We start from the raw sequence: 22,158 nt of genomic DNA on the forward strand, positions 1-22,158 counted from the left end.
GCCCTCGGAGGGCGCGCCGCCACCGCCGCGACCGGCGAGCGTGGTGCGCTGCCCTTCGCGCCGCTCGGCGGGTTCGGGGGCGGCGGGTCCGGGGAGCAGCGGCTCCCGCGCGCGGGCTACCTGCACGAGGACGACCCCGACGCCATCGCGGGCGAGCTGCCCCGCGTGGCCCCGCCGGTCATCGGCGAGTGACGGCCCCCGTGCCGGAGGCACCCGCCCGCCGGCTCCGCCTCGATCGCGACGCCTTCCTCGCCGCGTGGCGTCACCTGCGCCTCGGGGACCGCCCGCCGCTGCTCGAGGTCCCCGACCACGGCGCCACGCTCTCCGCCCGCGACGCCGCCGACCGCGCCGCCCTCGCCGCGCTGCACACCCGCGGACTGGCACGCACCGGGCCGCCGGGCACCCCGCCCGTCCCGGTCGGGGACCTGGCCGATGCGCTGGCGGTGCTCGCCCGCCCCGAGGTCGACGTCGACCTGCGCTGCTGGGAGGGCCCGTCGGCCGTGCCCCGGCACTGCCACGCGGCGGTGTCCGGGCAGCTCGCCGTGGTCGCCGAGCCGGACGCGGACCGTCGGGGTCTCGTGCTCGACCTGGCGTCGCGCGCCGCCGGGGCCGCCACGCCCGGCGCGCTCGTCGGGCTCCTGGCCGCGGGAGCCCTCGCCCGCCTCCCCGACGAGCCCCCGCTGCCCGGGGTCGCGATGACGGTGCCGGCCGCGGCGTTGTTCGGGGACCGTCCGCTGCACGACCTCGCGCCCGCGATCGCCCACCGGCTCGCGGCGCTGCGGGCGGAGCCGCCGCACCGCCAGATGCAGATCGGGGCCGCGGTCCACCGGCACGGGCGACGTCGGGTGGGGCCGGTGACGGTGGTGGACGCGCCGGCCGGGCGGATGGTCGTCGAGGTCGCGGCCGGAACGGCGCGGGTGGTGCCGACCGACCGGGCCGAGCTGGCCCGCGAGCTGGCGCGCCGGGTCGGCGGGTAGGTCAGGCGAGGGCGTCGCGGACGTGGGTGAAGGTGGCCAGCCGGGCGTCGACGGTGTCGTCGCGGTACATCGGGTCCAGGAAGACGCGCTCGAAGCCGGTCCGCGCGACGAGCAGCGCGACCGCCTCGGCGAGCTCGCCGCGGTCGACGTCCCCGGTGAGGTTCACCCGGAGCTCGGTGGCGATCGCGGCGGGGTCGCGGCCGGCGGCACGCGCGGCGTCGTCGATCGTCACGCGCATCACGCGGAGTCCCTCGACCGCCTTGCCCGCCGCCTCGACCGCGTGCTCGGTGAGCCGGGCGACCGGCAGCCATCCGTCGCAACGGCGCCCGACGCGGCGCAGCGCCTTCTCGGAGAACGCCGCGGCGTAGAGCGGCGGGCGGGGGGTGGGCGTCTCGACCCAGCACGCGGGCGTCGTCCAGAACCGACCGTCGAGCCCCTCGCCGTGGCCGGCCCACAGGATGTCGAGGGTGTCGAGGAGCTCGTCGAGCCGGGCGCCGCGGTGGTCGAATCCGACACCGGCGGCGGCGTACTCCTCGGGCGACCACCCGATGCCGAGCCCGGCGAGCAGGCGGCCGTCGGAGAGCGCGGCGATCGTCGCGAGCGAGCGCGCCAGGAGCGCGGGGGCGTAGAGCGGCGCGACGAGCACGCTGGCCCCGAGCCTCGCCGTCGTCGTGGTGACCGCGGCCGCCGCGAGCAGCGCGAACGGGTCGAGCGCGCGGCGGAACTCGACGGGGATCGTGTCGGTGCCGCCGTACCCGATCTGCGGGTCGCGCGCGGCGAGCAGTCGGTCGCCCACCCACAACGAGGCCGCGCCGGCCGCCTCGGCGTCGGCGGCGAACCGGCCGATCCGGGCGGCGTCCCCCGCGCCGGGGCCGAACTGGGGCAGGGTCAGACCGAGATCGACGGGCACCCCGCGACCCTCCCACCGCGACGAGCGAGCGACACTCTCGCTGCTTCTCTGTGTACGAGAGTGCCGCTCGCTCCTGGAGCCGCTCAGCGGAGCACCGCCGCCACCGCGGCCGGGGCGTCCGAGGGGCGCAGCAGCGGGGCGTGCCGCCCACCCCCGGCCCCGGAGAGCCTGTCGCACGCCGTGATCGCCTCCGCCGATTCCACCGTGCGCAGCACCGACACCCGCACCCCGGCCCGCGCGGCGACCGGGACCGGGTCCTCGCCCTCGTTCCACGCCCCGTCGGTGAGCACGACGACCTCGCGCTGCGCGGCCCGGGCGTCGCGCAGCTGGGCCAGGGCGGTGCGCAGCCCGAGGGCGAGGTCGGTGGTGGAGCCGCCCCGCAGGTCGAACAGCGCGTCCAGCACCGCCGACGCCGGGCCCGGCGACGACCGCGCCCGCAGCACCACCGCCCGCGACCAGAACGCCACCACGCCGAGCTCGTCGCCCGGACGCAGCCCCGCGGCCAGCGCGCCCGCCGTCGTCACCGCCGTCGCCAGCGGCCGCCCCGCCACCGAGCCGGACGCGTCGACGAGCAGCACCGTCGCGCGGGTCGAGGACCGCCACCCGCGCCAGCGCAGGTCGCCCTCCGAGGGTCGCGGTGAGTTCTCGAGGGTCGCGTCGAGGTCGAGATCCGGGCCCTCCCGGTCGACCGTGGCCAGCCGCCTGGTCCCCCGCTGCTCCTCCCGGCCGACCCGTGGCGGGCGCACCACCAGCTTCGCCGCCAACCGCCGGGCCGCCGCGCGCAGGCCCGGGTCGGTGGCCCGGGCGAGGTCGGCGAGCAGGTCGACCGCCGCGTCCGGGTCCTCGACGGCCTGGGACTCCACCGCGGCCTCGTCGAGCACACCCACGGTCGGGCTGACCTGGGCGAGGCCGTCGCCGTGACGACGCTCCAGCTCGGCGCGGGTGGTGGTGCGTCGCGACTGGTCACGGAGCAGTTCCTCCACCTCGCGGGGATCGGAGACGACCCGCGGCGGCGCCCCGGGTGACCGCCCCGGGGTCAGGCTTTTCCCGCGGCGTCCGCCTCGCGCGACCCCGACTCACCGGAGGCAGCTTCGTCGTCGGGACCCGGCGCCGTCGCCGCCCAGATCGCCGAGACGACCTCCTCGACCGTGCGCGGTGAGCCCTCCACCAACGCGACCCGCCCGGTGAGCGCCGCCCGCGCCGCGTCCGCCCCGGTGTCCTCCGAGGGCCGTCGCTCGCCCCGCAGCGAGGCCAGCGACGAGGCCAGCGCCACGAGGTCGAGCGCGCCGCGCACCGAGGAGCCCAGCCGCAGGTCCGGGTGCGAGCGCGTGGCGCGCACCGCCTCGACGGCCCGCCGCGTGAACGCCTCGTCCGGCTCCTCCGAGGAGCCGCGCGCGACGATCGCCAGCTCCTCGTCGGCGCTCTGGTGGTCGAAGGCGACCCGGCAGGAGCGGTCGTAGAGGGCGGGGGTGATGCGGCCGGTGCCGACGCCGTCGGAGGGGTTCATCGCCGCGACCAGCCGGAACGTGGGGGCCGCGTCGACGACGCCGAGGCGCGGCACGTGCAGCCGCCGCTCGGAGAGCACCCCGAGCAGGACGTTGAGCGTCTCCTCGGGGACCCGGTTGAGCTCCTCGACGTAGAGCAGCGACCCGCTCTGCAGGGCGCGGACCAACGGCCCCGGCACGAAGTTCTCGGGTCGGTAGTCCTCGGTGAGCACCCGCGACGGGTCGTGGTGGCCGACCAGCCGGGTCGGGGACAGCTCGGCGTTGCCCTCGACCAGCTCGAACCCGACACCGGCGCCGTCAGCGAGGGCGCGCAGCAGGGTGGTCTTGCCGGTGCCGGGCGGGCCCTCGAGCAGGACGCTGCGCCCGGAGGCGAGCGCCGCGGCGAGGACCTCGGACTCGGTGCGGCGCCCGACGACGGCGGCCCGGGCCGCGTCGAGCATGCCACGGGCCGGCAGGACGCCGGCCCGGGGCAGCAGGCCGTTGTGCAGTGCGGTCACCGTCAGTCGAAGATCAGCACGCCCCGGATGTTCTTGCCCGCGTGCATGTCCTCGTAGCCCTGGGGGACCTCGTCGAGCGAGTAGCGCTTGGTGACGAGCTCGTCCAGCTTCAGGTGCCCGTTGTTGTAGAGGTCGAGCATCTTCGGGATGTCGGCGCGCGGGTTCGACGACCCGAACAGCGAGCCCTTGAGCTTCTTCTCGAACAGCGTCAGCTCGCCGATCGGGATCGGCACGCCGACCTCGGTGATGTCGCCGAGCCCGGTGACGATGACGGTGCCCTGCTTGCGGATCGACGCGAAGGCGTTGCCGACGTGCTCGGGCTTGGTGACGCCGATCGTGACGATCGAGACGTCGGCCCCCTGGCCGTTGGTGAAGCCCTTCGCGATCTCGGTGGCCTCCTCGATCGACTCCACCGCATGGGTGGCGCCGAGCTCCTGGGCCTTCTCCCGCTTGAACGCCACCGGGTCGACGGCGATCACGTTGGCGGCGCCCGCGTGCACCGCGCCCTGCACCGCGTTGGCGCCGATGCCGCCGATGCCCTGGATGATCACGGTGTCGCCGGGCTGGACCTCGCCCGTGTTGACCGCCGAACCCCAGCCGGTGCCCACCGAGCAGCCGAGCAGGCAGGTCACCTCGAGGTTGGTCTCCTGCGGCACCTTGATCGCGGAGTCGACGGCCACGGTCGTGTACTCGCTGAAGGTGGAGATGCCGCACATCTGGCCGACCGGGGTGCCGTCCTCGAGCTGGAGGCGGGTCGACGGGTCGTCCCAGCGGGTGCCGGCGAGCAGGCCCGCGCCGAGGTCGCAGAGGTTCGAGTGGCCGGTGGCGCACCAGCGGCACTTGCCGCAGGCGGGCAGGAAGGAGAAGAGGACCTTGTCGCCGACCTCGAAGCCCTTGGTGTTGGGGCCGACGGACTCGACGATCCCGCCGCCCTCGTGGCCGCCGGCGAACGGGTAGGTACCGACCGGGATGTCGCCCGTGGCGATGTGGTCGTCGGAGTGGCAGAGACCCGAGGCGACCATCTTGACGCGGATCTCGTCCTGCCGGGGATCGTCGACCTGGATGGTCGCCGTCTCGTACTTGCCCGGTGCTGACCGCACCAGGGACGTGCGGCAGGTGATGGACAACGCAGATCACTCCTCACGCAACGACGCTGTAGAACGTTCTGGCCTGCACCCTATGGTGTCGATCACGCGTGAGCCAGGGGTCAGCGGGGGAAGGGCCCGGTCGCGGGAGGAGGTCGCGCGCGTCCGTAGGATCCGCGTGGTGAGCCTGCACCTGTACGACACCGCTGCACGCGCGCTGCGGGAGTTCCACCCGCAGCACGAGGGCCGGGCGTCGCTGTACGTGTGTGGGGCGACGGTGCAGGGGGTCCCGCACGTCGGTCACGTCCGTTCGAGCGTCGACTTCGACGTGCTCCGCCGCTGGCTCGCCCACGGCGGGCTCGACGTCACGCTGGTCCGCAACGTCACCGACATCGACGACAAGATCCTCTCGAAGGCCGCCGAGGCGGGCCGGCCGTGGTGGGAGTGGGCCGCGACCCACGAGCGGGAGTTCACGGCCGCCTTCGACGCACTGGGCTGCCTGCCGCCGTCGGTGGAGCCCCGGGCCACCGGTCACGTCACCGAGATGGTCGAGCTGATCTCCCGGTTGATCGACGCGGGGCACGCCTACCCCTGCGACAACGGGTCGGGCGACGTCTACTTCGCCGTCGGGACCTGGCCGGACTACGGCTCGCTCTCCGGGCAGCGGCCCGACGAGGTGGAGCAGGGCGAGGCCCCGTCGCGCGGCAAGCACGACCCGCGCGACTTCACGCTCTGGAAGGCCGCCAAGCCCGGCGAGCCCAGCTGGCCGACACCGTGGGGACGCGGGCGCCCCGGCTGGCACCTCGAGTGCTCGGCCATGGCCACCCACTACCTCGGGCCGACGTTCGACATCCACGGCGGCGGGCTCGACCTGGTGTTCCCGCACCACGAGAACGAGCAGGCGCAGTCCCACGCCGCGGGCGACGGGTTCGCGCGCTACTGGATGCACAACGCCTGGGTGACGATGGCCGGGGCGAAGATGTCGAAGTCGCTGGGCAACACCCTGACGATCCCCTCGGTGCTCGGCCGGGTCCGGGCGGTGGAGCTGCGCTACTACCTCGTCGCGCCGCACTACCGCTCCACCGTCGAGTACTCCGAGGGCGCGCTGGCCGAGGCGTCGGCCGCCTACCGGCGGATCGAGATGTTCGTGCGCCGCGTGTACGAGCGGATCGGGTCGGTCGACGCGACCGCCGAGCCCGACGCGCTGCGGGCGTTCGCCGCGGCCATGGACGACGACCTCGGGACGCCGTCCGCCCTCGCCGTCGTGCACGAGCAGGTCCGCGCGGGCAACACCGCGCTCGACGACGGCGACCGCAAGGCCGCCCTCGCCGCGGCCGCGGCGGTGCGGGAGATGACCGGGGTGCTCGGGCTCGACCCGCTCGACCCGCACTGGGCCTCCGGCGCCGCCGACGCGACCGGCGGTGGTGACCACGCCCGCTCCGCGCTCGGCGCGCTCGTCGGGGACCTGCTGGGACAGCGTGCGGCCGCCCGCCGTGAGAAGGACTTCGCCCGGGCCGACGCCATCCGCGACCAGCTGACCGCGGCCGGCGTCGGGATCGAGGACACCCCCGACGGTCCGATCTGGACCCTGAAGGACGACGAGAGCTGATGGCCGGCAATTCCCGCCGCCCCGGAGCACGACGCAACCCCGGTTCGAAGAAGGGCCCCACCAAGGGGTCCGGCGGCAAGCGCGCGAAGGGGCTCGAGGGCAAGGGCCCGACCCCGCCCGCCGAGAACCGTCCGAACCACAAGGCCTACCGCGGCGGCGGCTCGACCGGGAAGAGCGGGCAGGGCCCGGCGGCGCCCCGGCGGGGTCCGTCCTCCGGCGGTTCCGGTGGCGGCTCCCGGTCCGGTTCCGGTGACGGCGGAGGCCGGGGTCGGTCGTCGACGCGGGACGCGCCGGACGGCCCGCAGGTCGTCGTCGGGCGCAACCCGGTGGTGGAGAGCCTGCGGGCGCACATCCCGGCGACGGCGCTGCACGTCGCGCAGGGCATCGACGTCGACGACCGCGTGCGCGAGGCGCTGCGCGCGGCCGGCGACCAGCGCATCTCGGTGCTCGAGGTGCCCCGGGCCGACGTCGACCGGCTCGCCGACGGCGCCGTGCACCAGGGCCTTGCGCTCTCGGTGCCCGGGTACGAGTACCTGCACCCGGACGACCTCCTCGAACAGGCCCGGCAGGCGGCGCACCTGGCACGCGTCGAGCCGCTGCTGGTCGCGCTCGACGGCGTGACCGACCCGCGCAACCTCGGGGCCGTGGTGCGCTCGGCGGCGGCGTTCGGGGCGCACGGCGTGCTGCTGCCCCTGCGTCGCTCGGTGGGCGTGACGCCGGTGGCCTGGCGGACCTCGGCCGGGGCGGCGGCGCGGATGCCGATCGGGCGGGCGACGAACCTCTCGCGCACGCTGGGCGCCTGGAACGACGACGGGTTCGTCACGGTCGGTCTCGACGGCGACGTGGCCACGACGATCGACGACCTCGACACCGTCGCCGGGCCGGACGCCGCGCAGGGGCCGCTCGTGCTCGTCGTCGGGTCGGAGGGCAAGGGGCTCTCGCGGCTGGTGCGCGAGACCTGCACGGCTACGGTGGCGATCCCGATGGCCGGCGACGTGGAGTCGCTCAACGCGTCGGTGGCCGCCGGGGTGGCGCTGGCGGAGGTCGCGCGGCGGCGCCGGTCGGGCTGACGCCCTCGTGCGTGTCCTATCGGCGTGCTGTGTTGCCAGTCGTGTCTGGACACGGAAACACAGGCACATTCGGCGTCAGCCGAGAAAGCTCCGGAGCTCGGCCAGCACCTGCTCCGGGGCCTCCTCGGGCAGGAAGTGGCCCACGGGCAGCGCCGTCCCGCGGACGTCGTCCGCGTACTCCCGCCAGACGTCCAGGGGCTCGTAGGCCTTCCCGACGAACGAGCGGTCGCCCCACAGCACCAGCACCGGGCAGGTGACCCGGGCGCCCGCGTCGTGGGAGGCCTCGTCGTCGGCGAGGTCGGTGGTGGCGCCCGCCTTGTAATCGGCGGTCGAGCCGGCGATGCAGGCCGGGTCGGCGAAGGCAGCGACGTAGTGGTCCATGACCTCGGGCTCGATCACCGACCCGGGCGCGAGCAGCCGCTCGACCATCGTCCGGATCCAGAACTCGGGGGCGCCCGCGAGCAGCGTCTCCGGGACGTCCCCGCCCGTGGCGAGGAAGAACCAGTGGAAGTAGCCGCGGGCCAGTTGCAGGTCGACGTGGGTCAGGACGTGCCGCGTCGGGACGATGTCGAGGACGGCGAGCCGGGAGACGGCCTCGGGGTGGTCGAGGGTCAGGCGGTGGGAGACCCGGGCGCCGCGGTCGTGCCCGACGAGCGCGAACCGGTCGAACCCGAGTGCCCGCATGACGGCGACCTGATCGGCGGCCATGGCGCGCTTGGAGTAGCGCACGTTGTCCTCGTCGGGGGTGGGCTTGTCGCTCGCCCCATAGCCGCGCAGGTCCGGGACGACGACGGTGTGGTCGCGCGCGAGCTCGCGGGCGACGTGGCGCCACATGAGGTGGGTCTGCGGGTAGCCGTGCAGCAGCAGTACCGGGTCGCCGGAGCCCCCGACGGCGGCGTGGATCGTCGTGCCGTCGGCGTCGATGTGGCGGTACTCGAACGGGTCGGGCAACTCGGTCATCGGAGAGCCTCCGGCTCATGTGAACGGATGTGGTCGTCCAGGCGACCAAAATCGTTCACGTGTGGCACCGCCACCTCGGTCTCGGCCGTCCGCCCCCGCAGCTGCCGCGACCCCGTCGTCGTCCACCGCTCCGCCTCGTCGGCCGACGCCCGCGACAGCGCCGCCCCCGACGCCGCCACCCCGCCCTCGATCTCCTTGGCGACGTCGCAGAGCCGTGCCGCCTCGTTCACCGGGTCGCCGATGACGGTGTACTCGTAGCGGCGGCGGTCGCCGATGTTGCCCGCGACCGCCTCGCCCGCCGAGATCCCGATGCCCGCCCGCACCTCCTGCCCGGACGCGTCGAACACCTCGTTCCTCAGCCGGCCGGCGAGCACCCGCCCGGCCGCGAGCGCCGACCCCGCCGCGTCGCGCAGCCCCGTCGGGACCCCGAACACCGCCAGCGCCGCGTCGCCCTCGAACTTGTTGATCCACCCGCCGTGGTGCTCGACCACGTCGATCACCACCGCGAAGAACTCGTTGAGCAGCTCGACGACCTCGGTCGGCGGGCGGGTCGCGGCGAGTGTCGTCGACCCGACGAGGTCGACGAAGAGCACCGCGACCTCGCGGACCTCCCCGCCGAGCTCCAGCTCGTTCTCCATCGCGTTGCGGGCGACGTCCTCGCCGACCTGGCGGCCGAACAGGTCACGCACCCGCTCCCGCTCGCGCAGCCCGTCGACCATGGTGTTGAAGCCGGCCTGCAGGAGGCCGAGCTCGGTGGTGTCGAAGACGGGGACGTCGACGTCGTAGTCGCCGGACTCCACCCGCCGCAGCGCCCGGCGCACCGCGAGCACCGGGGCGGCCGTCGACATCGCCGTCAACGTGATCACCGCACCGCCGAACACCAGCGCCACTGCGCCGAGCACCAGCACCACGACCGCCAGCCGCTCCACCGAGTAGCCGCCGAACGCGATCGCCGCGCCCGCCGCGAGGAGCACCCCCGCCAGCGGCGCCGCCGTCCCGAACAGCCAGCCGCCCACGGTGCGCATGAGCACCCCCGGCAGGACGTTCCCCGCGGGCGGGCGCACCGCGAGCACCCGGCGCACCACCGGGCGCAGCACCACTTCGACCAACCGGTAGGTGATCGAGACGACGACGACCCCGCCGAGCACCACCGTGGCGCCCACCTGGAACCCCAGCCGCCACGACGACGAGACGTTGAGCAGCACGAACAGGACCGCCGCGATCGCCCAGAGCACGGTCTGGACGAGCGCGAGCCGCAGCGGCCCGCGCAGCACGACCCGTCGCAGCCGCCGGAAGACCCGCTCGCGGTCCGTGTCGCCGGCCCCCGCGGGCAGCGCCGGCACCCGCATGCGCTGGTGCCCCCACACCGCCCCGACGACGACCGCGACCGCCAGGTAGGGGCCGAAGACGACCAGGTTGCGGTGGAGGGCGCCGGGGTCGGCGTCGAGCGTCTCGGTCGGCAGGACCCACGCGGCGAGGACCAGGACGACCCCGGCGCCGACGAGGTTCGGCAGCACGACCACCAGCGCCAGGAACGCCTTCGTGACCAGCCCGAGCCCGGCGACGTCCCGGTTGCGGGAGGGTGCCTCGGACGGGTCGGGAGCCGAGCGCTCGCGGCGCGTCATGGTCGGACCCTAGCGCCGGGCCGGGCGCCGGGGCCGATCGTCACCGGGTCCGGGAACGTGATCGCTACCATGCGGGCATGGCGGCGCCCGGTCTGGTGCATCGCGGGGTCTCCTATGACGACCCCGAAGTGCTCGGCGCGGCACTGCTCCCGCAGCTGACCAGGGCCGCGGCCGGCGGCGGCCCCGTCACCGTCGCGCTGGGCGCCCCGACCGCCGACGTCGTCCGGGACGGGCTGTCCGCCGCGCTCCTCGAGCGGGTGCGGTTCCTCGACCCGACGCGACCCGCCCGCTCCGACGCCTTCCAGCTCGCCTCCCGCATCGCGACGTCGGTGGCCGCCGCGGCGCGGGCCGGGGAACACTCCTTCGTCGTCACCCAGCACCAGCCCCAGCTCGGGCTCGCCGACGCCTACTGGCTGCGCCTCGAGGCCGCGCTGGACGAGGCGCTGCGCGACCTGCCGGTGACGCTGCTGTGCGCCTACCGCGCCGCGGTGCGGGCGGCCACGAACGGCAACGGCCGGACCGACGACATGCCCCCGGCCTACCGCGCCACCCACCCGGAGCTGACCGGGGTCGCCGAGCTCGACCACGCGGTCCCCAACGCCGCCCACCGCGACCCGTGCGAGGTCGTGCGCGGCCTGCCGGGCGCGACCGTCGCCCCCGCCCCGCAGGGCGCCCGGCGGTGGGCGTTCGACGCCGAGCACCTCGCCGGGCTGCGCCGCGAGCTCACGGCCGCCGTCGCGACCAGCGGGCTGGAGGCCCAGGCGGGGGAGGACCTCGTCTACGCGACCAGCGAGGTCGCGACGAACGCCGTGGAGCACGGCGGCGGCCACGGGCTGCTCTGGTCCTGGGTCGCCGACGGCGAGGCGGTGTGCCTGGTCGCCGACGCGGGTCGGATCCGCGACGCCTTCCCCGGGGTGGTCCCGCCCCCGCTCGATCAGGACCGCGGGAGGGGGCTCTGGCTCGCCAGGGCGCTCTGCGACGACGTCGACGTGGCGGTCGACGACGCCGGGACGCGCATCCGACTGGCGCGGCGCCTGGTGCGCAGCGAGCCGGCGACGCGGCAGATCACGTAGATCGCGAACGCGATCCCGGCCACGAACGGGCTGATCGGCAGCCCGGGGGCCAGCGACAGCACGATCCCGCCCAGGACGGCGACCTCGGCGAACACCACCGCGAGCACCGTCGCGCGCAGCGGGCTCGCGGTGAGGCGGGCGGCCGCGGCGGCGGGGGTGATCAGCAGCGAGAGCACCAGCAGCGCCCCGACGATCTGCACGCCGAGCGCCGTCGTCGCCCCCAGCAGCACCGCGAACGCGATCGAGAGCGCCCGCACCGGGACGCCGCGGGCGGCGGCCATCGTCGGGTCGAGGCTCGCGAACAGCAGCGGGCGGTAGGCGAGCCCGAGCACCCCGACGACGACGACGCCGGTGACGGCCAGCGAGATCAGGTCGCCGGTGTCGACGCCGACGATCTGGCCCACCAGCAGCCCGAACTTGTTGGCCGAGCGGCCCGTGTAGAGGGACTGGAAGAGCACGCCGAGCCCGAGACCGAACGAGAGCAGCACCCCGATGACGGAGTCGCGCTCGTGCGCGGCGAGCCCGAGGGCGCCGAAGACCAGGGCCACGACGACCGCCCCGACCAGCGCGCCCCACCCGACCGCGCCCGCCCCGAACAGCAGCAGCGCGCCCGCGCCGCCGGCGAAGGACAGCTCGGAGGTGCCGTGCACCGCGAACGCCATGCCGCGCCCGACGACCAGCGGGCCCAGCAGGCCGGCGAGCAGCGCCAGCACGGCGCCGGCGAGCAGGGCCTGGCGGACGAAGCCCTCGCCGAGCAGGAACCAGGTGGTGCTCACCGGGCGCCGACCTCCTCGCGCACGGCGGGCTCGTCGTGGTGGTGGACCGGGGAGTCCTCGGCGCCCACGACCAGGATGCGACCCCGCACCCGGACGACCTCGACGTCGGTGCGGTAGAGCTGGGAGAGGTTCTCGGAGGTCATGACCTCCTCGGGCGTCCCGATCCGGAACCGGCCGTCGACGAGGTAGAGGATGCGGTCGACGACGGGCAGCACCGGGTTGAGCTCGTGGGTGACGAAGACCACCGCGGTGTCGTGCTCGCGGCGGCGGCGCTCGACGAGGTCGACGACCTCGCGCTGGCGGGCGAGATCGAGCGAGAGCAGCGGTTCGTCGGCGAGCAGGAGCGTCGGGTCCCCGACGAGGGCCTGCGCGACCCGCAGCCGCTGCTGCTCGCCGCCGGAGAGCGAGCCGACGGGCGCGTCGGCGTAGTCGAGGGCGTCGACCTGCGCCAGGGCGGCGTGCACCTGGTCGCGGCGGCGGGCGCGCTCCCGCAGGCCCGGGCCCCAGCGGTGGCCGTCGAGCCCGAGGCCGACGAGGTCGCGCCCGCGCAGCGGGGTGAGCGGGTCCAGCGCGCGCTGCTGCGGGATGTAGCCGACCGCCGAGCTGCCGCGGGCGGGTGGCGCGCCGTGGACGCGGACCACCCCCGCGGAGAGCGGCAGCAGGCCCAGCAGGACCTGCAGCAGCGTCGTCTTGCCCGAGCCGTTGGGGCCCAGGACGGCGATGAACTCACCGGGGGCGATGTCGAGGTCCAGGCCGGACCACAGCGTGCGCGTACCCCGGCGCAGCTCGGCGTCGGTGAGGGAGACCGCGGAGTCGCGGGCTGCGGTCATGCTCGTCCTCTCGGGGGCGTTGGTGGGCGCCGTCGTCACGCCGGAGCCCCGACGGCCCGGGCGAGCGCCGCCCGCGTCCCGTCGACCCACGCCAGGTAATCGGTGACGCCGGCGGGCAGCGTTTCGGTGACGTCCACGACCGGCACGCCCGCCCCGGTCGCCCGGTCGCGCAACGCCTGCACGACCGGGGTCTCCGTCTGGGGATTGAACACGAGGGCGGCGACCCGCCGGGCGGAGAGGGCGTCGGAGACCTGGACGAGGCTGACCGCCGAGGGGTCGGTCTCGTTCTCGATGGCCTCGACGAAGTCCTGCGGGGTGGCGTCGGACAGGCCGGCGGTGCGCAGCAGGTAGTGCGCGATCGGCTCGGTGGAGAACACCCGGGTGCCGGGCTTCGTGCGCCCGATGGCGGCGGTCTGCTCGGCGATCCGGTCGACCTGGGCGTCGAACGCCTGGGCGCGCTGCTGCAGTCCCGCGGCCCGCGAGGGCTCGGCCTGACCGAGGCGTTGCGCGATCTGGCCGGCGACCGCCTTCACCGTCGCAGGGTCGAACCACACGTGCTCGTTGTCGTCGGCCTGGTTCGGGCGTAGCTCGAACGCCTCGATGGTGTGCGCCTTTGCGACGGCGTCCGCGGCGGTGACCTTGTCGGCGAAGGTGTCGTACCCGCCGCCGTTGGCGACGACGAGATCCGCGCGGCTGATCTCGGCGGCGTCGGCCGGGGTGCTCTCGTAGGAGTGGGGGTCGCCCGCGGGGTCGGAGATGATCGAGCGGACCTGGGCGTCCGGCCCGGCGACGGCGCTCGCCACGGCGCCCCAGACGTTGGTGGTGGCGACGACGGTGAGGGTTCCGGGAGCGCCTGGGGCGGCGGCCGTCGAGCTCCCGCAGCCCGCGACGAGGACGAGCGCGGTCAGGGCGCCGGTGGCGACGACGGCGCGGCGGGCGGCGGTCATGGTGGCGGCTCCGGGAGGCTGTCGGGCGCTGACCCGCAAACGATAACCGTTCTCGTTATCGGTGGCGAGCGTGGCCTCCATGACACGAGCGGGTCGCGGAACGGCGACGACCGGTGGCCCTAGATCGAAACAGTCGCTACGTTGCGCAGGTGGCAGAGGCACTCGAGGGGCGCAGGGCGACGCGTCGTACCGCGACACTCGCCTCACTGGCCGCCGAGCTCGGGGTGTCCCGGACGACGGTCTCGAACGCCTACAACCGGCCCGATCAGCTCTCCCCGGCCCTGCGCCGCCGCGTGCTCGACACCGCACGACGGCTCGGCTACCCGGGGCCCGACCCCGTGGCGCGGTCCCTGCGCACCCGCAAGGCGGGCGCCGTCGGGCTGCTGCTCACCGAGGCGCTCTCCTACGCCTTCCGCGACCCGGTGGCCATCCAGTTCCTCGAGGGCCTGGCGCTCGCGTGCGAGGACAACGGCTCCGGGCTGCTGCTCGTCCCGGTGAGCCCGGAGGCCGAGGACGTCGGCGCGGTCGCCCGCGCCGGGGTCGACGGCTTCGTCGTGTACTCGATGCCCGACGACGACGAGCACTTCGCCGCCGTCCTCGAGCGCCCCGTTCCGGTGGTGGTCTGCGACCAGCCGACCGACGTGCCCGACGTCGACCGGGTCGGCATCGACGACCAGGCCGCGATGGTCGCGCTCGCGCGGCACCTCGGGGAGCTGGGACACCGCCGCGTCGGTGTGCTCTGCATGCGGCTCTCCACCGACCGCAACGACGGGTTCGCCTCCGTCGAGCGCCAGGACTCCGCCCGCTACGAGGTCCAGCGCCGCCGTCTGGCCGGCCTGCGCGACGGGTTCGCTGAGTTCGGGGTGGACTGGTCGACCGTCCCCGTCGTCGAGCGCTTCGACCACACCGAGGCGGCGGGCGCGAGCGCCGTCGAGCAGCTCCTCGAGAAGCACCCCGACGCCACCGCGGTGATGTGCACGTCCGACATCCTCGGCCTCGGGGCGCTGCGCGCGGTGCGCGCGTCCGGTCGCGACGTCCCCGGCCAGGTCACCGTCACCGGCTTCGACGGCGTGCCCGCCGCGGAGCGGGCGGGGCTCACGACGGTCCGCCAGCCCTCGCTGGACAAGGGCCGCGCCGCGGGGGAGCTGCTGCTCGACCGCGGCGACCGCCAGCGCTCCCGCACGCTGCTCCTCCCGACGGAGCTGATGGTGCGGGCGACGAGCGGTCCTCCGCCAGGTGCCTCCGGCACGTGAGCGCCAATCCGCCGTATAGGACGGATGAGTGCTCACAGGCGCGGAGCGCACCTAGAAGATCCGCGGCCGCCGGGAGCGTGCGGCGACCGGCAGCCGCCGCCGCTGCGCCTTCGCCAGCGGCCAGCCGACCTGCTCGCCGAACGACACCCCGGCGGCGAGCCCGAGGCTGACCGTGAGCGCGAGCAGGATCGTCACGCTGCCCGTACCGAGCGTGCTGCCCGTCCCGGTGACGCCGGTGCCGTCCGTCGCGAGCTGGGAGAACCCGGTGTAGAGGCTCAGGCCGGGCAGCAGTGGCGCGATCCCGGCGACGACGAGCACCAGCGGCGGCAGGCCGAGTCGCTGTGGCAGCACCATCGCGATGAGGCCGAGCGCGCCCGCCGCGAGCGCGGACGCCACCACCTGCCCCATCCCGTGGTCGTAGCTGATCGCGTAGATGGCCCACGCGGCTGCGCCACCGATCCCGGCGACCGGGAGGGAGGGCCACGGCGCGTACGCGGAGAGCGCGAAGAACAGCCCGGCGGCCGCCGCCGCGACGAGCGACTTGACGTCGGGCTGCGGGGTCAGGTCGTTGGGGACGACGAGCGCATAGGACAGCGCCGACGGGCCCCCCACCGCCGCCGCGAGCTTGATGGAGACGACGACGCCGACCAGCAGACCCGCCGTCGAGAGCACCACCTCCACCGCGCGCCCGGCCGCCGTCAGGGGGAAGCCGGTGATGGCGTCCTGCACGAGTCCGACCAGCGACAGGCCGGTGAGCAGCACGATGATCCCGGCGGCCACGACGAAGGCCGGGGAGTCCAGGAGCGCGCCCGAGGACGCGAGCGCGATGGCGGTGGTCGTCACCACCATGGCGCCGAACACCTGCTGGAAGAACAGCGGCACGTTCCGCCGTCCCAACCACCGCGCGATGCCCCAGATCACCGCGGTCAGCACGAACGTCACGAGCGCGACGCCGATGCCGCCACCGATGAGCACGGCGACCGCGGATGCGAACGCCGAGCGCGCGAGCCCGGCGACGTAGCGCGGGTAGGGGTGGGCGGCCTCGACCGCCGACGCGAGGCGCTCGAAGGCCTCCGCGGAGGTGAGCGGGACGTCGGCGTCGACGATGTCCTTGATGAGCGCGTCCACCGTCGCGAGCCGGGTGTAGTCCTGGGTGCGGTAGCGGACGTTGCGCATCGTCGTCACCGGCCCGGCCTCGACGCCGCGGTGACAGCACATCGTGATCGTCGAGAACGCGATGTCGACGTCGCACGTCGGCAGGCCGTAGGCCCCCGCGACGGCGAGCATGGTGTCGTGTGCCACGGCCGCCCCGGCGCCCGTCGCGAGCTGGACCTCGCCGATGCGCAGCGCGAGGTCGAGCACGCGCAGCACCAGGGTCTCGTCGGCGACCTGGGGTCCCGGGATCGCGGGCAGCAGATTCTCGCGCACCGTCGGCGCGTCGATCGCCGCGCGGCGCAGGTCCTCGGCGGACGGGATCGGGACGTGCCGGCGGATCGATCCGCGGGCGCGCTGGGCCACCCCCACGGGCGGCTCCTCCTCTCGGGGTTCGGCGGCGTCGGTCGAGGCGCGGTCGGGCGAGTGCCGCCGCAGCCCGGGGATCCTCATCGACATCACCTCGTGGGACGTCCTGCCCGCGGGGACGTTGTCGGGGAGCGCTCCGACCGTGGGTGTGACGCACACCCACGGCCTCGACCCGGGGCTCGGGACGGCCCCCTACGATGGTGCCTGGTGCCGGCGTAGCTCAATCGGCAGAGCACTCGCCTTGTAAGCGAAAGGTCCGGGGTTCGATTCCCCGCGCCGGCTCGGCGCCCCACCAGCGGTGATGGTGCGCAGTGAAGGTGGCCAGGGGTGGTCACTGCACCAACGACTGCATCAACAGCGCTCACAGGTCCTCCCACTCGATGGCGTCGAGGGCCTGGCGCATGGCGCAGGTTGGTGTGGGCGTAGATCGTCATCGTCACGTCGATGTCCGCATGTCGGGCGATGGCCTGCACGACGTGGGGTGGGGTCCCGAGGTCGAGCAGCAAACTCACGACGGTGTGGCGCAGGTCGTGCCGTCGCACGCCCGGCATCCCCGCGCGCTCGCGGAGCTTGGCGAACTCGCGGGAGAGGTTCCGCGGCTCCATCGGGGTCCCGATGCTCGTCGGGAACACCAGGTCGTGGTCCTGCCAGACCTCTCGGGCGACGGCCCGCTCTTCTTCCTGACGACGGCGGGTGCTCGAGCAGGACTCGGCGGGTCACCTTCGGCAGCGGGATCGTCGGCGCCGACCCCTCGGTCTTGGCCGGGCCGTTGTAGAGCCGGCCCCCGGCCCGGCCTGCGGCACGGGGAGCTGAACGACCATGATCACCGGGACGCAGTGGTTCCGACCGCCCCGCGTCCGGAACCATGACGTCCCGGTGATCATGGACCCGGCCGCGGTCCTGGACGACCACCACGCGCCGCCCCGACAATCATCGGTTCCCCAAACGGGCCGAGTACGACGAGGTGTGGTCCCACCGCGGCCCGGTCACCTTGTTCGGCGGCGCCGTGCCCGCACGACGCGGCTGGGACGACGTCTCGGCCGCCAGCAGGTGGGTGGCCTCGACCTTCGCGGGCAGCGACAGCTTCGAGTACGACGTCCTGGCCGCCGGGGTGAGCGGCGACCTCGGGGACGTGGTCGGCATCGAGCGCAGCGTGGTGACGACGGTTCACGACGACCGGCCCACGTCCGCGGCCCTCCGGGTCACCACCGTGTTCCGCCGGGAGGACGGTGTGTGGAAGGTCGTCCACCGCCACGGCGACCGCTACGACCCGCCGGCGGGCACGGAGCTCACGGGCACCAGCTGGTCGACGAGCCCGAAATCGCCTCGCCCGCCCCACTAGCGTCGAGGACATGGTCGAGACCGAACACGGGGTCCGGGTGTTCGCGGTGCCGCCGCAAGGCGCGCCGACCGCCGACGAGTCCGCCGCCCTCGACGTCATCGGCGACGCCTTCGGCGCGGGCGCCGAGGTCGTCAGCGTTCCGGTTGCCCGGCTGACCCCGGAGTTGCACACCGGGGTCGCCGGCGCGATCGTCCAGAAGTTCGTGAACTACGGGCTGTTTCTGGTCGTCGTCGGCGAGCCACACCACCACGGCCCCACCAGCGGCCCCGTCGACGACTGGATGCGCGAGGCGAACCAGGGGCGCGAGCTGTGGTTCGTCGCCGACGAGGCCGAGCTCGACCGCCGGCTCACGGGTCAGTCGTAGTCGACCGTCAGCGACTCGCTCGTCGGGCGGGCCTGGCAGGTCAGGATGCGGCCGTCGGCCACCTCCGCCTCCGAGAGCGCGTGGCACACGGACATGTGGACGGTGCCCGCACGCAGGGTCGCGGCGCACGTGCCGCAGGCCCCGCCGGCGCACGAGTACGGGGCGTCCAGGCCCGCCCGCAGCGCGGCGTCGAGCACGGCCTCGTCGGGCCCGCACTCGACCTCGGAGACGACCCCCTCCAGCGCCACGCTGACCGAGGCCGCCGTCGTCCCCTCGACCGGGCCCTCCACCACAGCCGACGTGAACACCTCGCGGTGCACCCGCTCGTCGGGCACGCCCCGCGCCGCCAGCCCCGCCACGACCGCGTCCGTCAGCTCCGAGGGCCCGCACAGGAACCAGCCCTCGACGCCGTCGGGACGCGGCACGTGCGCCAGCACCCGCTCCACGGACAGCCGGCCCGCCTCGACGGTCTCCCAGCGCGCGGCGTCGTCGGGACCCTCGTCCTGAACCGAGGACCGCGAGTGCAGGTGCACCAGCCGCAGCCGCCCCTCGGCTCGGGCGACGAGCATCGACAGCTCGTCGGCGAACATCGTCGACGCGGCGTCGCGGTTACCCAGCAGCAGCGTCACCCGCGTCGACGGCTCGGCCTCGAGCACGCTCGCGACGATCGAGAGCACCGGGGTGATCCCGCTCCCGGCGGCCACCGCGACGAGTCGCCGCCCGGGCGCCAGACCGACCGGCGGCGACGGCGTGAACCGTCCCGACGGCGCCGTGACCTCCAACGACGTCCCGGCGGCCAGCGAGCCACCCGCCCAACAAGAGAAGCGGCCGCCGTCGACCGTGCGGATCCCGATCCGCAGCACCCCGGACCCGGCCGCCGAGCACACCGAGTAGGTCCGGCGCACCTCCTCGCGGCCCGCCCCGTCCTCCCGGTCGAGCCAGGCGCGGACCGTGACGTGCTGCCCGGGACGGTGCGCGAACGTCGCCGCGAGCTCGTCGGGGACGTCGAACGTGACGGCGACGGCCTCCGGGGTCAGCCGGCGGACGTCGGCCACGCGCAGGCGGTGGAAGCCGGGGCGTACCTCGTCGGCGGGCAGCTCCATCCCGTCGGTCACCCCGCGCCAGGCGCGGTACTCGGCGGGGGTCAGCTCTGTGCCCCAGGCGGTGGCGATCGGGACGTCGCGGGAGAGGTAGTCGTCGCGGGTGTTCTCCCAGGCCCGGACGTAGCGGTAGAAGGGGATCGTCGGGTGGATGTGATGGACCAGGTGGTAGTTCTGGTAGAGCATCACCGGCGTCATCAGCCACTCCCGGCCCACGCGGACGCGGGTCGCGCGGAAGCGGTCGGTGCGGGCGGTGACGCCGAGGTCGTGGTGGGGCAGCCAGTCGAACCACCAGGCCAGTACGCCGACCCCGAGCCGTTGCGGCAGCAGGTAGATCATCACCAGCGCCAGTCCGTGGCCGGAGACGACGAGCGCCGCGGCCAGCCCGACGACGACGGCGAGCGTCGCCAGTTCGCCGGCCACCTCGCGGCGCGGGCGCTGCCGCATGCGAGGGGCGTAGAAGCGGAAGTACCAGAGGTCGATGGCCAGCCATCGCAGCGGGCGCTGCCAGATCGGACCGCCCTCGACCCACGCGTCGGGGTCGACCAGCACGTCCTCGTTGGTGTGCCGGTGGTGCTCGATGTGGATGAACCGCACGAGCGGGAACGTCGACCAGGCCACCACGAACGGCATCGAGAGCCGCCCCAGCACCTCGTTGATCCCGCGCACCCGACCGGCCGCGTGGTGGATCGCCTCGTGCAGCACCGTGAACATGGTGAACGTGACCAGGGCGTGCACCGGGACGGTCGCGACGAGCCACGAGCCGCTCACGGTGCCGTCGAGCGCGGCCAGCGCCAGCACGGTCGCGACCACCCAGGCCGCCAGCGACCCGGCCCACAACGCCACGGTCGGCCACGCGACGGCGGGCAGGGGGACGCCGGGGTCGGGGACGCCGCGGCGGACGGCCGCGGCCTCGTCCTCGGACAGGACCCGGCGCGGCGGGGCGGCGCAGGGCTCGGTCGCGGTCACGGGTCCTCCCGCGGTCGTCGTCGACGGACGAGGCAACGGTAGGCAGGAGTCGCGATCAGAAACAAGACCCAAATTTTGTTTCAGCCAGCGGCGGTCGAGGTGGACCATGACGGGTCTACCGTTGAAACCACAACCGAAACGATCTCCGGAAGGCTCACCATGAAGCTCCGGCTCAAGGGCCGCCACATCCCCGCACGGGTCGCCACCGGGGCGTTCATCCTCAACTCCGGGATCGAGAAGGCCCATGGCGACGAGCAGACCGCGCAGGCCCTGCACGGCATGGCCAGCGGCACCTACCCCTTCCTCGGGAAGCTGCAGGCCGGCCAGTTCCTGCGGCTGCTGTCGACGAGCGAGATCGTGCTCGGCGCCGCGCTGCTCCTGCCGGTGGTGCCCACGCTCGTCGCGGGCGCCGGGCTCGCGGCGTTCTCCGGCGGACTCCTCGGTCTCTACCTGCGCACGCCCGGGATGCGGCAGGAGGGCACCCTGCGTCCGACCCCCCAGGGCCTCCCCATCGCCAAGGACGTGTGGATGCTGGGTATCGCCGCCGGCTTCGTCGTCGACGAGGTCCTCTCCGGCCGGGGCGGGCCCTCGACGGAGACGGTGGTCGTCTACCGGGACGCGGACGCCGGCTGGGTGGCCGCCGAGGACGACGCCGCCGCGCCGAGCCAGGACTTCGTGATCAGGAGCGGTGTGGAGCGCTGAGCCATACTCGGACCCGTGCTCAACCCGTCGGCGCCCGCGGAGAAGGAGCGCCAGTACGCGAAGCTCGAGCTCGAGCGCCGGTTCCTCATGGCGCGGGTGCCCGGGGAGGCGGTGCGCCGGGCCGGGCTGCTCGACCGCTACATCCACGGCACCCGGCTGCGGCTGCGTCGTCAGCAGTGGGACGACGGGACGGTGTTCCACAAGCTGTCCCAGAAGGTCCCGACGCCCGACGGGCACCCCGGCCTGATCACGACGATGTACCTCGACGAGGCCGAGTACGCCGCGCTCCAGGTGCTTCCGGCCGACGTCCTGCGCAAGGTCCGGCTGGACGTGCCGCCCTTCGGGGTCGACCTGTTCGCCGGGCCGCTGCGCGGGCTCGTCATCGGCGAGGTCGAGTTCGGCAGCGACGCGGACCGGGACGCCTGGGTGCCGCCCGTCGACGCCGTCGCGCGGGAGATCACCGGCGACCGGGCGCTGGCCTGCGCGGCGCTCGCCGGCGCCGACCGGATCCGGATCGCCGCGGCGCTCGCCGCCGCAGGCCTCACCGCGTAGATCCGGGTGGCGCCGGAGGCCACGCTGGTCGAGCGCTGGAGGCACCGGAGTACAACGACGCCTCCCGCGAGAGCCTCGCGAGCTTCCTGTCGGTGCACACGCCGCTGGGCTGATCGCGGGGCCCGCTCGCCGGGCCGGACGTCACCGGCTCCGGTGAACGCCGGGTTCGTCGACCGAGCGTGCTCGTACTCTCACTCGACGTGAGTGTCATGACCGACGCGACCCGCATCCGCATGGTCGCCCGCACTGCCATCGTCGAGCTGGACGCGCTCGTCGACGACGGGCTCTTCGGCGCGGGGGTCGACGCGCTCATCGGCCACGCCGAGGCGCTCGCCGTCGCCCCGTTCGCGCGGAGCGGGCAGGACCCGCTCGCACACCTCTGCGGGCTGCGCGACATCCTGTCGGTCACCGCGGGCCGGACGGCGCAGCGGTTGGTCGGCACGCTCGACGACCTCATCGCCCGCACGGTGTAGGTCACAGCGCGCTGGGTG

General features: G+C 74.7%; 20 protein-coding genes, 1 tRNA gene and 3 pseudogenes. 12 read left to right on the top strand and 12 right to left on the bottom strand.

All coding sequences use genetic code 11. The annotated features are described in order from the left end of the window. Nucleotides 1-192 (top strand): annotated as a pseudogene (locus VGH76_RS09205) (hypothetical protein); the annotation flags it as partial. 8 nt (nt 193-200) lie between these two features. Then, on the top strand, nt 201-977 hold the full coding sequence (locus tag VGH76_RS09210) for an ESX secretion-associated protein EspG (protein WP_331556358.1): 777 nt from the start codon (nt 201-203) through the stop codon (nt 975-977). Between the two features lies 1 nt (nt 978). On the opposite strand, the gene VGH76_RS09215 is transcribed toward VGH76_RS09210, so the two are convergent. The 4 genes from VGH76_RS09215 to VGH76_RS09230 all read right to left on the bottom strand — a co-directional run bounded on the left by VGH76_RS09215 (nt 979) and on the right by VGH76_RS09230 (nt 5,016). Next, nucleotides 979-1,887: an LLM class flavin-dependent oxidoreductase gene (locus tag VGH76_RS09215; protein WP_331556359.1), complete on the bottom strand. Its 909-nt coding sequence runs from the start codon at nt 1,885-1,887 to the stop codon at nt 979-981. A gap of 83 nt (nt 1,888-1,970) precedes the next feature. Beyond that, nucleotides 1,971-2,870, bottom strand: coding sequence for a vWA domain-containing protein (locus tag VGH76_RS09220; RefSeq protein ID WP_331556360.1), 900 nt, complete (start codon nt 2,868-2,870; stop codon nt 1,971-1,973). A 53-nt stretch (nt 2,871-2,923) separates the two neighbouring features. Continuing rightward, a complete protein-coding gene (locus VGH76_RS09225; RefSeq protein WP_331556361.1) occupies nt 2,924-3,889 on the bottom strand; it encodes a MoxR family ATPase in 966 nt (321 codons plus the stop codon). 2 nt (nt 3,890-3,891) lie between these two features. Continuing rightward, nucleotides 3,892-5,016: an NDMA-dependent alcohol dehydrogenase gene (locus VGH76_RS09230; RefSeq protein WP_331556362.1), complete on the bottom strand. Its 1,125-nt coding sequence runs from the start codon at nt 5,014-5,016 to the stop codon at nt 3,892-3,894. Between the two features lie 139 nt (nt 5,017-5,155). Here VGH76_RS09230 and cysS point away from each other — a divergent pair, with 139 nt between their 5' ends. Together cysS and rlmB are read left to right on the top strand one after the other, a co-directional pair. Further along, nucleotides 5,156-6,583: a cysteine--tRNA ligase gene (gene cysS, locus VGH76_RS09235; RefSeq protein WP_331556363.1), complete on the top strand. Its 1,428-nt coding sequence runs from the start codon at nt 5,156-5,158 to the stop codon at nt 6,581-6,583. Next, the gene (gene rlmB / locus VGH76_RS09240; protein ID WP_331556364.1) at nt 6,583-7,653 is read left to right on the top strand and encodes a 23S rRNA (guanosine(2251)-2'-O)-methyltransferase RlmB; all 1,071 of its coding nucleotides are present in this window, start codon (nt 6,583-6,585) and stop codon (nt 7,651-7,653) included. The genes cysS and rlmB overlap by 1 nt, the downstream gene beginning before the upstream one ends. Nucleotides 7,654-7,728: 75 nt before the next feature. On the opposite strand, the gene VGH76_RS09245 is transcribed toward rlmB, so the two are convergent. Beyond that, complete coding sequence (locus VGH76_RS09245; RefSeq protein WP_331556365.1) at nt 7,729-8,613, bottom strand: alpha/beta hydrolase; 885 nt, start codon at nt 8,611-8,613, stop codon at nt 7,729-7,731. After that, complete coding sequence (locus tag VGH76_RS09250; protein ID WP_331556366.1) at nt 8,610-10,238, bottom strand: adenylate/guanylate cyclase domain-containing protein; 1,629 nt, start codon at nt 10,236-10,238, stop codon at nt 8,610-8,612. The genes VGH76_RS09245 and VGH76_RS09250 overlap by 4 nt, the downstream gene beginning before the upstream one ends. A gap of 77 nt (nt 10,239-10,315) precedes the next feature. Between VGH76_RS09250 and VGH76_RS09255 the strand changes: the two are divergent. Then, nucleotides 10,316-11,203 (top strand): annotated as a pseudogene (locus VGH76_RS09255) (ATP-binding protein); the annotation flags it as partial. On the opposite strand, the gene VGH76_RS09260 reads toward VGH76_RS09255, so the two are convergent. Genes VGH76_RS09260 through VGH76_RS09270 form a run of 3 tightly spaced genes read right to left on the bottom strand, consistent with a single transcriptional unit; the run spans nt 11,173 to nt 13,864 of the window. Then, entirely contained in the window at nt 11,173-12,087 is a 915-nt protein-coding gene (locus VGH76_RS09260) for a metal ABC transporter permease (RefSeq protein WP_331556368.1), read from the bottom strand. The pseudogene VGH76_RS09255 and the gene VGH76_RS09260 overlap by 31 nt on opposite strands. Beyond that, on the bottom strand, nt 12,084-12,917 hold the full coding sequence (locus VGH76_RS09265) for a metal ABC transporter ATP-binding protein (protein ID WP_331556369.1): 834 nt from the start codon (nt 12,915-12,917) through the stop codon (nt 12,084-12,086). The genes VGH76_RS09260 and VGH76_RS09265 overlap by 4 nt, the downstream gene beginning before the upstream one ends. A 35-nt stretch (nt 12,918-12,952) precedes the next feature. Further along, nucleotides 12,953-13,864: a metal ABC transporter solute-binding protein, Zn/Mn family gene (locus VGH76_RS09270; RefSeq protein ID WP_331556370.1), complete on the bottom strand. Its 912-nt coding sequence runs from the start codon at nt 13,862-13,864 to the stop codon at nt 12,953-12,955. Nucleotides 13,865-14,013: 149 nt separating this feature from the next. Between VGH76_RS09270 and VGH76_RS09275 the strand changes: the two genes are divergently transcribed. Beyond that, nucleotides 14,014-15,117, top strand: coding sequence for a LacI family DNA-binding transcriptional regulator (locus tag VGH76_RS09275; protein ID WP_331556371.1), 1,104 nt, complete (start codon nt 14,014-14,016; stop codon nt 15,115-15,117). 51 nt (nt 15,118-15,168) lie between these two features. Here VGH76_RS09275 and VGH76_RS09280 read toward each other — a convergent pair whose 3' ends face one another. Then, entirely contained in the window at nt 15,169-16,722 is a 1,554-nt protein-coding gene (locus tag VGH76_RS09280; RefSeq protein ID WP_331556372.1) for a threonine/serine exporter family protein, read from the bottom strand. Nucleotides 16,723-16,847: 125 nt separating this feature from the next. Between VGH76_RS09280 and VGH76_RS09285 the strand changes: the two genes are divergently transcribed. Continuing rightward, a tRNA-Thr gene (locus VGH76_RS09285) sits at nt 16,848-16,920 on the top strand. Nucleotides 16,921-17,108: 188 nt separating this feature from the next. Here VGH76_RS09285 and VGH76_RS27950 read toward each other — a convergent pair. Continuing rightward, nucleotides 17,109-17,243, bottom strand: a pseudogene (locus VGH76_RS27950) (site-specific integrase); the annotation flags it as partial. Between the two features lie 359 nt (nt 17,244-17,602). On the opposite strand from VGH76_RS27950, the gene VGH76_RS09290 reads away from it, so the two are divergent. Together VGH76_RS09290 and VGH76_RS09295 are read left to right on the top strand one after the other, a co-directional pair. Continuing rightward, nucleotides 17,603-17,980: a YybH family protein gene (locus VGH76_RS09290; RefSeq protein ID WP_331556373.1), complete on the top strand. Its 378-nt coding sequence runs from the start codon at nt 17,603-17,605 to the stop codon at nt 17,978-17,980. Nucleotides 17,981-17,990: 10 nt separating this feature from the next. Next, nucleotides 17,991-18,344: a DUF4180 domain-containing protein gene (locus VGH76_RS09295; RefSeq protein WP_331556374.1), complete on the top strand. Its 354-nt coding sequence runs from the start codon at nt 17,991-17,993 to the stop codon at nt 18,342-18,344. Here VGH76_RS09295 and VGH76_RS09300 read toward each other — a convergent pair. Next, entirely contained in the window at nt 18,335-20,413 is a 2,079-nt protein-coding gene (locus tag VGH76_RS09300; RefSeq protein ID WP_331556375.1) for a fatty acid desaturase, read from the bottom strand. The genes VGH76_RS09295 and VGH76_RS09300 overlap by 10 nt on opposite strands. A 159-nt stretch (nt 20,414-20,572) precedes the next feature. Here VGH76_RS09300 and VGH76_RS09305 point away from each other — a divergent pair, with 159 nt between their 5' ends. The 3 genes from VGH76_RS09305 (at nt 20,573) to VGH76_RS09315 (ending at nt 22,140) form a co-directional block, all read left to right on the top strand. Then, nucleotides 20,573-21,115 carry a hypothetical protein gene (locus VGH76_RS09305; protein ID WP_331556376.1) on the top strand — a complete coding sequence of 181 codons (543 nt, stop codon included), beginning with the start codon at nt 20,573-20,575 and terminating at the stop codon, nt 21,113-21,115. A gap of 15 nt (nt 21,116-21,130) precedes the next feature. After that, on the top strand, nt 21,131-21,667 hold the full coding sequence (locus tag VGH76_RS09310; protein WP_331556377.1) for a hypothetical protein: 537 nt from the start codon (nt 21,131-21,133) through the stop codon (nt 21,665-21,667). A gap of 209 nt (nt 21,668-21,876) precedes the next feature. Beyond that, complete coding sequence (locus VGH76_RS09315) at nt 21,877-22,140, top strand: hypothetical protein (RefSeq protein WP_331556378.1); 264 nt, start codon at nt 21,877-21,879, stop codon at nt 22,138-22,140. Nucleotides 22,141-22,158: the final 18 nt, after the last annotated feature.

The sequence above is a fragment of the Actinomycetospora sp. genome (genome assembly GCF_036497585.1).
In the GTDB taxonomy this organism is placed as follows: domain Bacteria; phylum Actinomycetota; class Actinomycetes; order Mycobacteriales; family Pseudonocardiaceae; genus Actinomycetospora.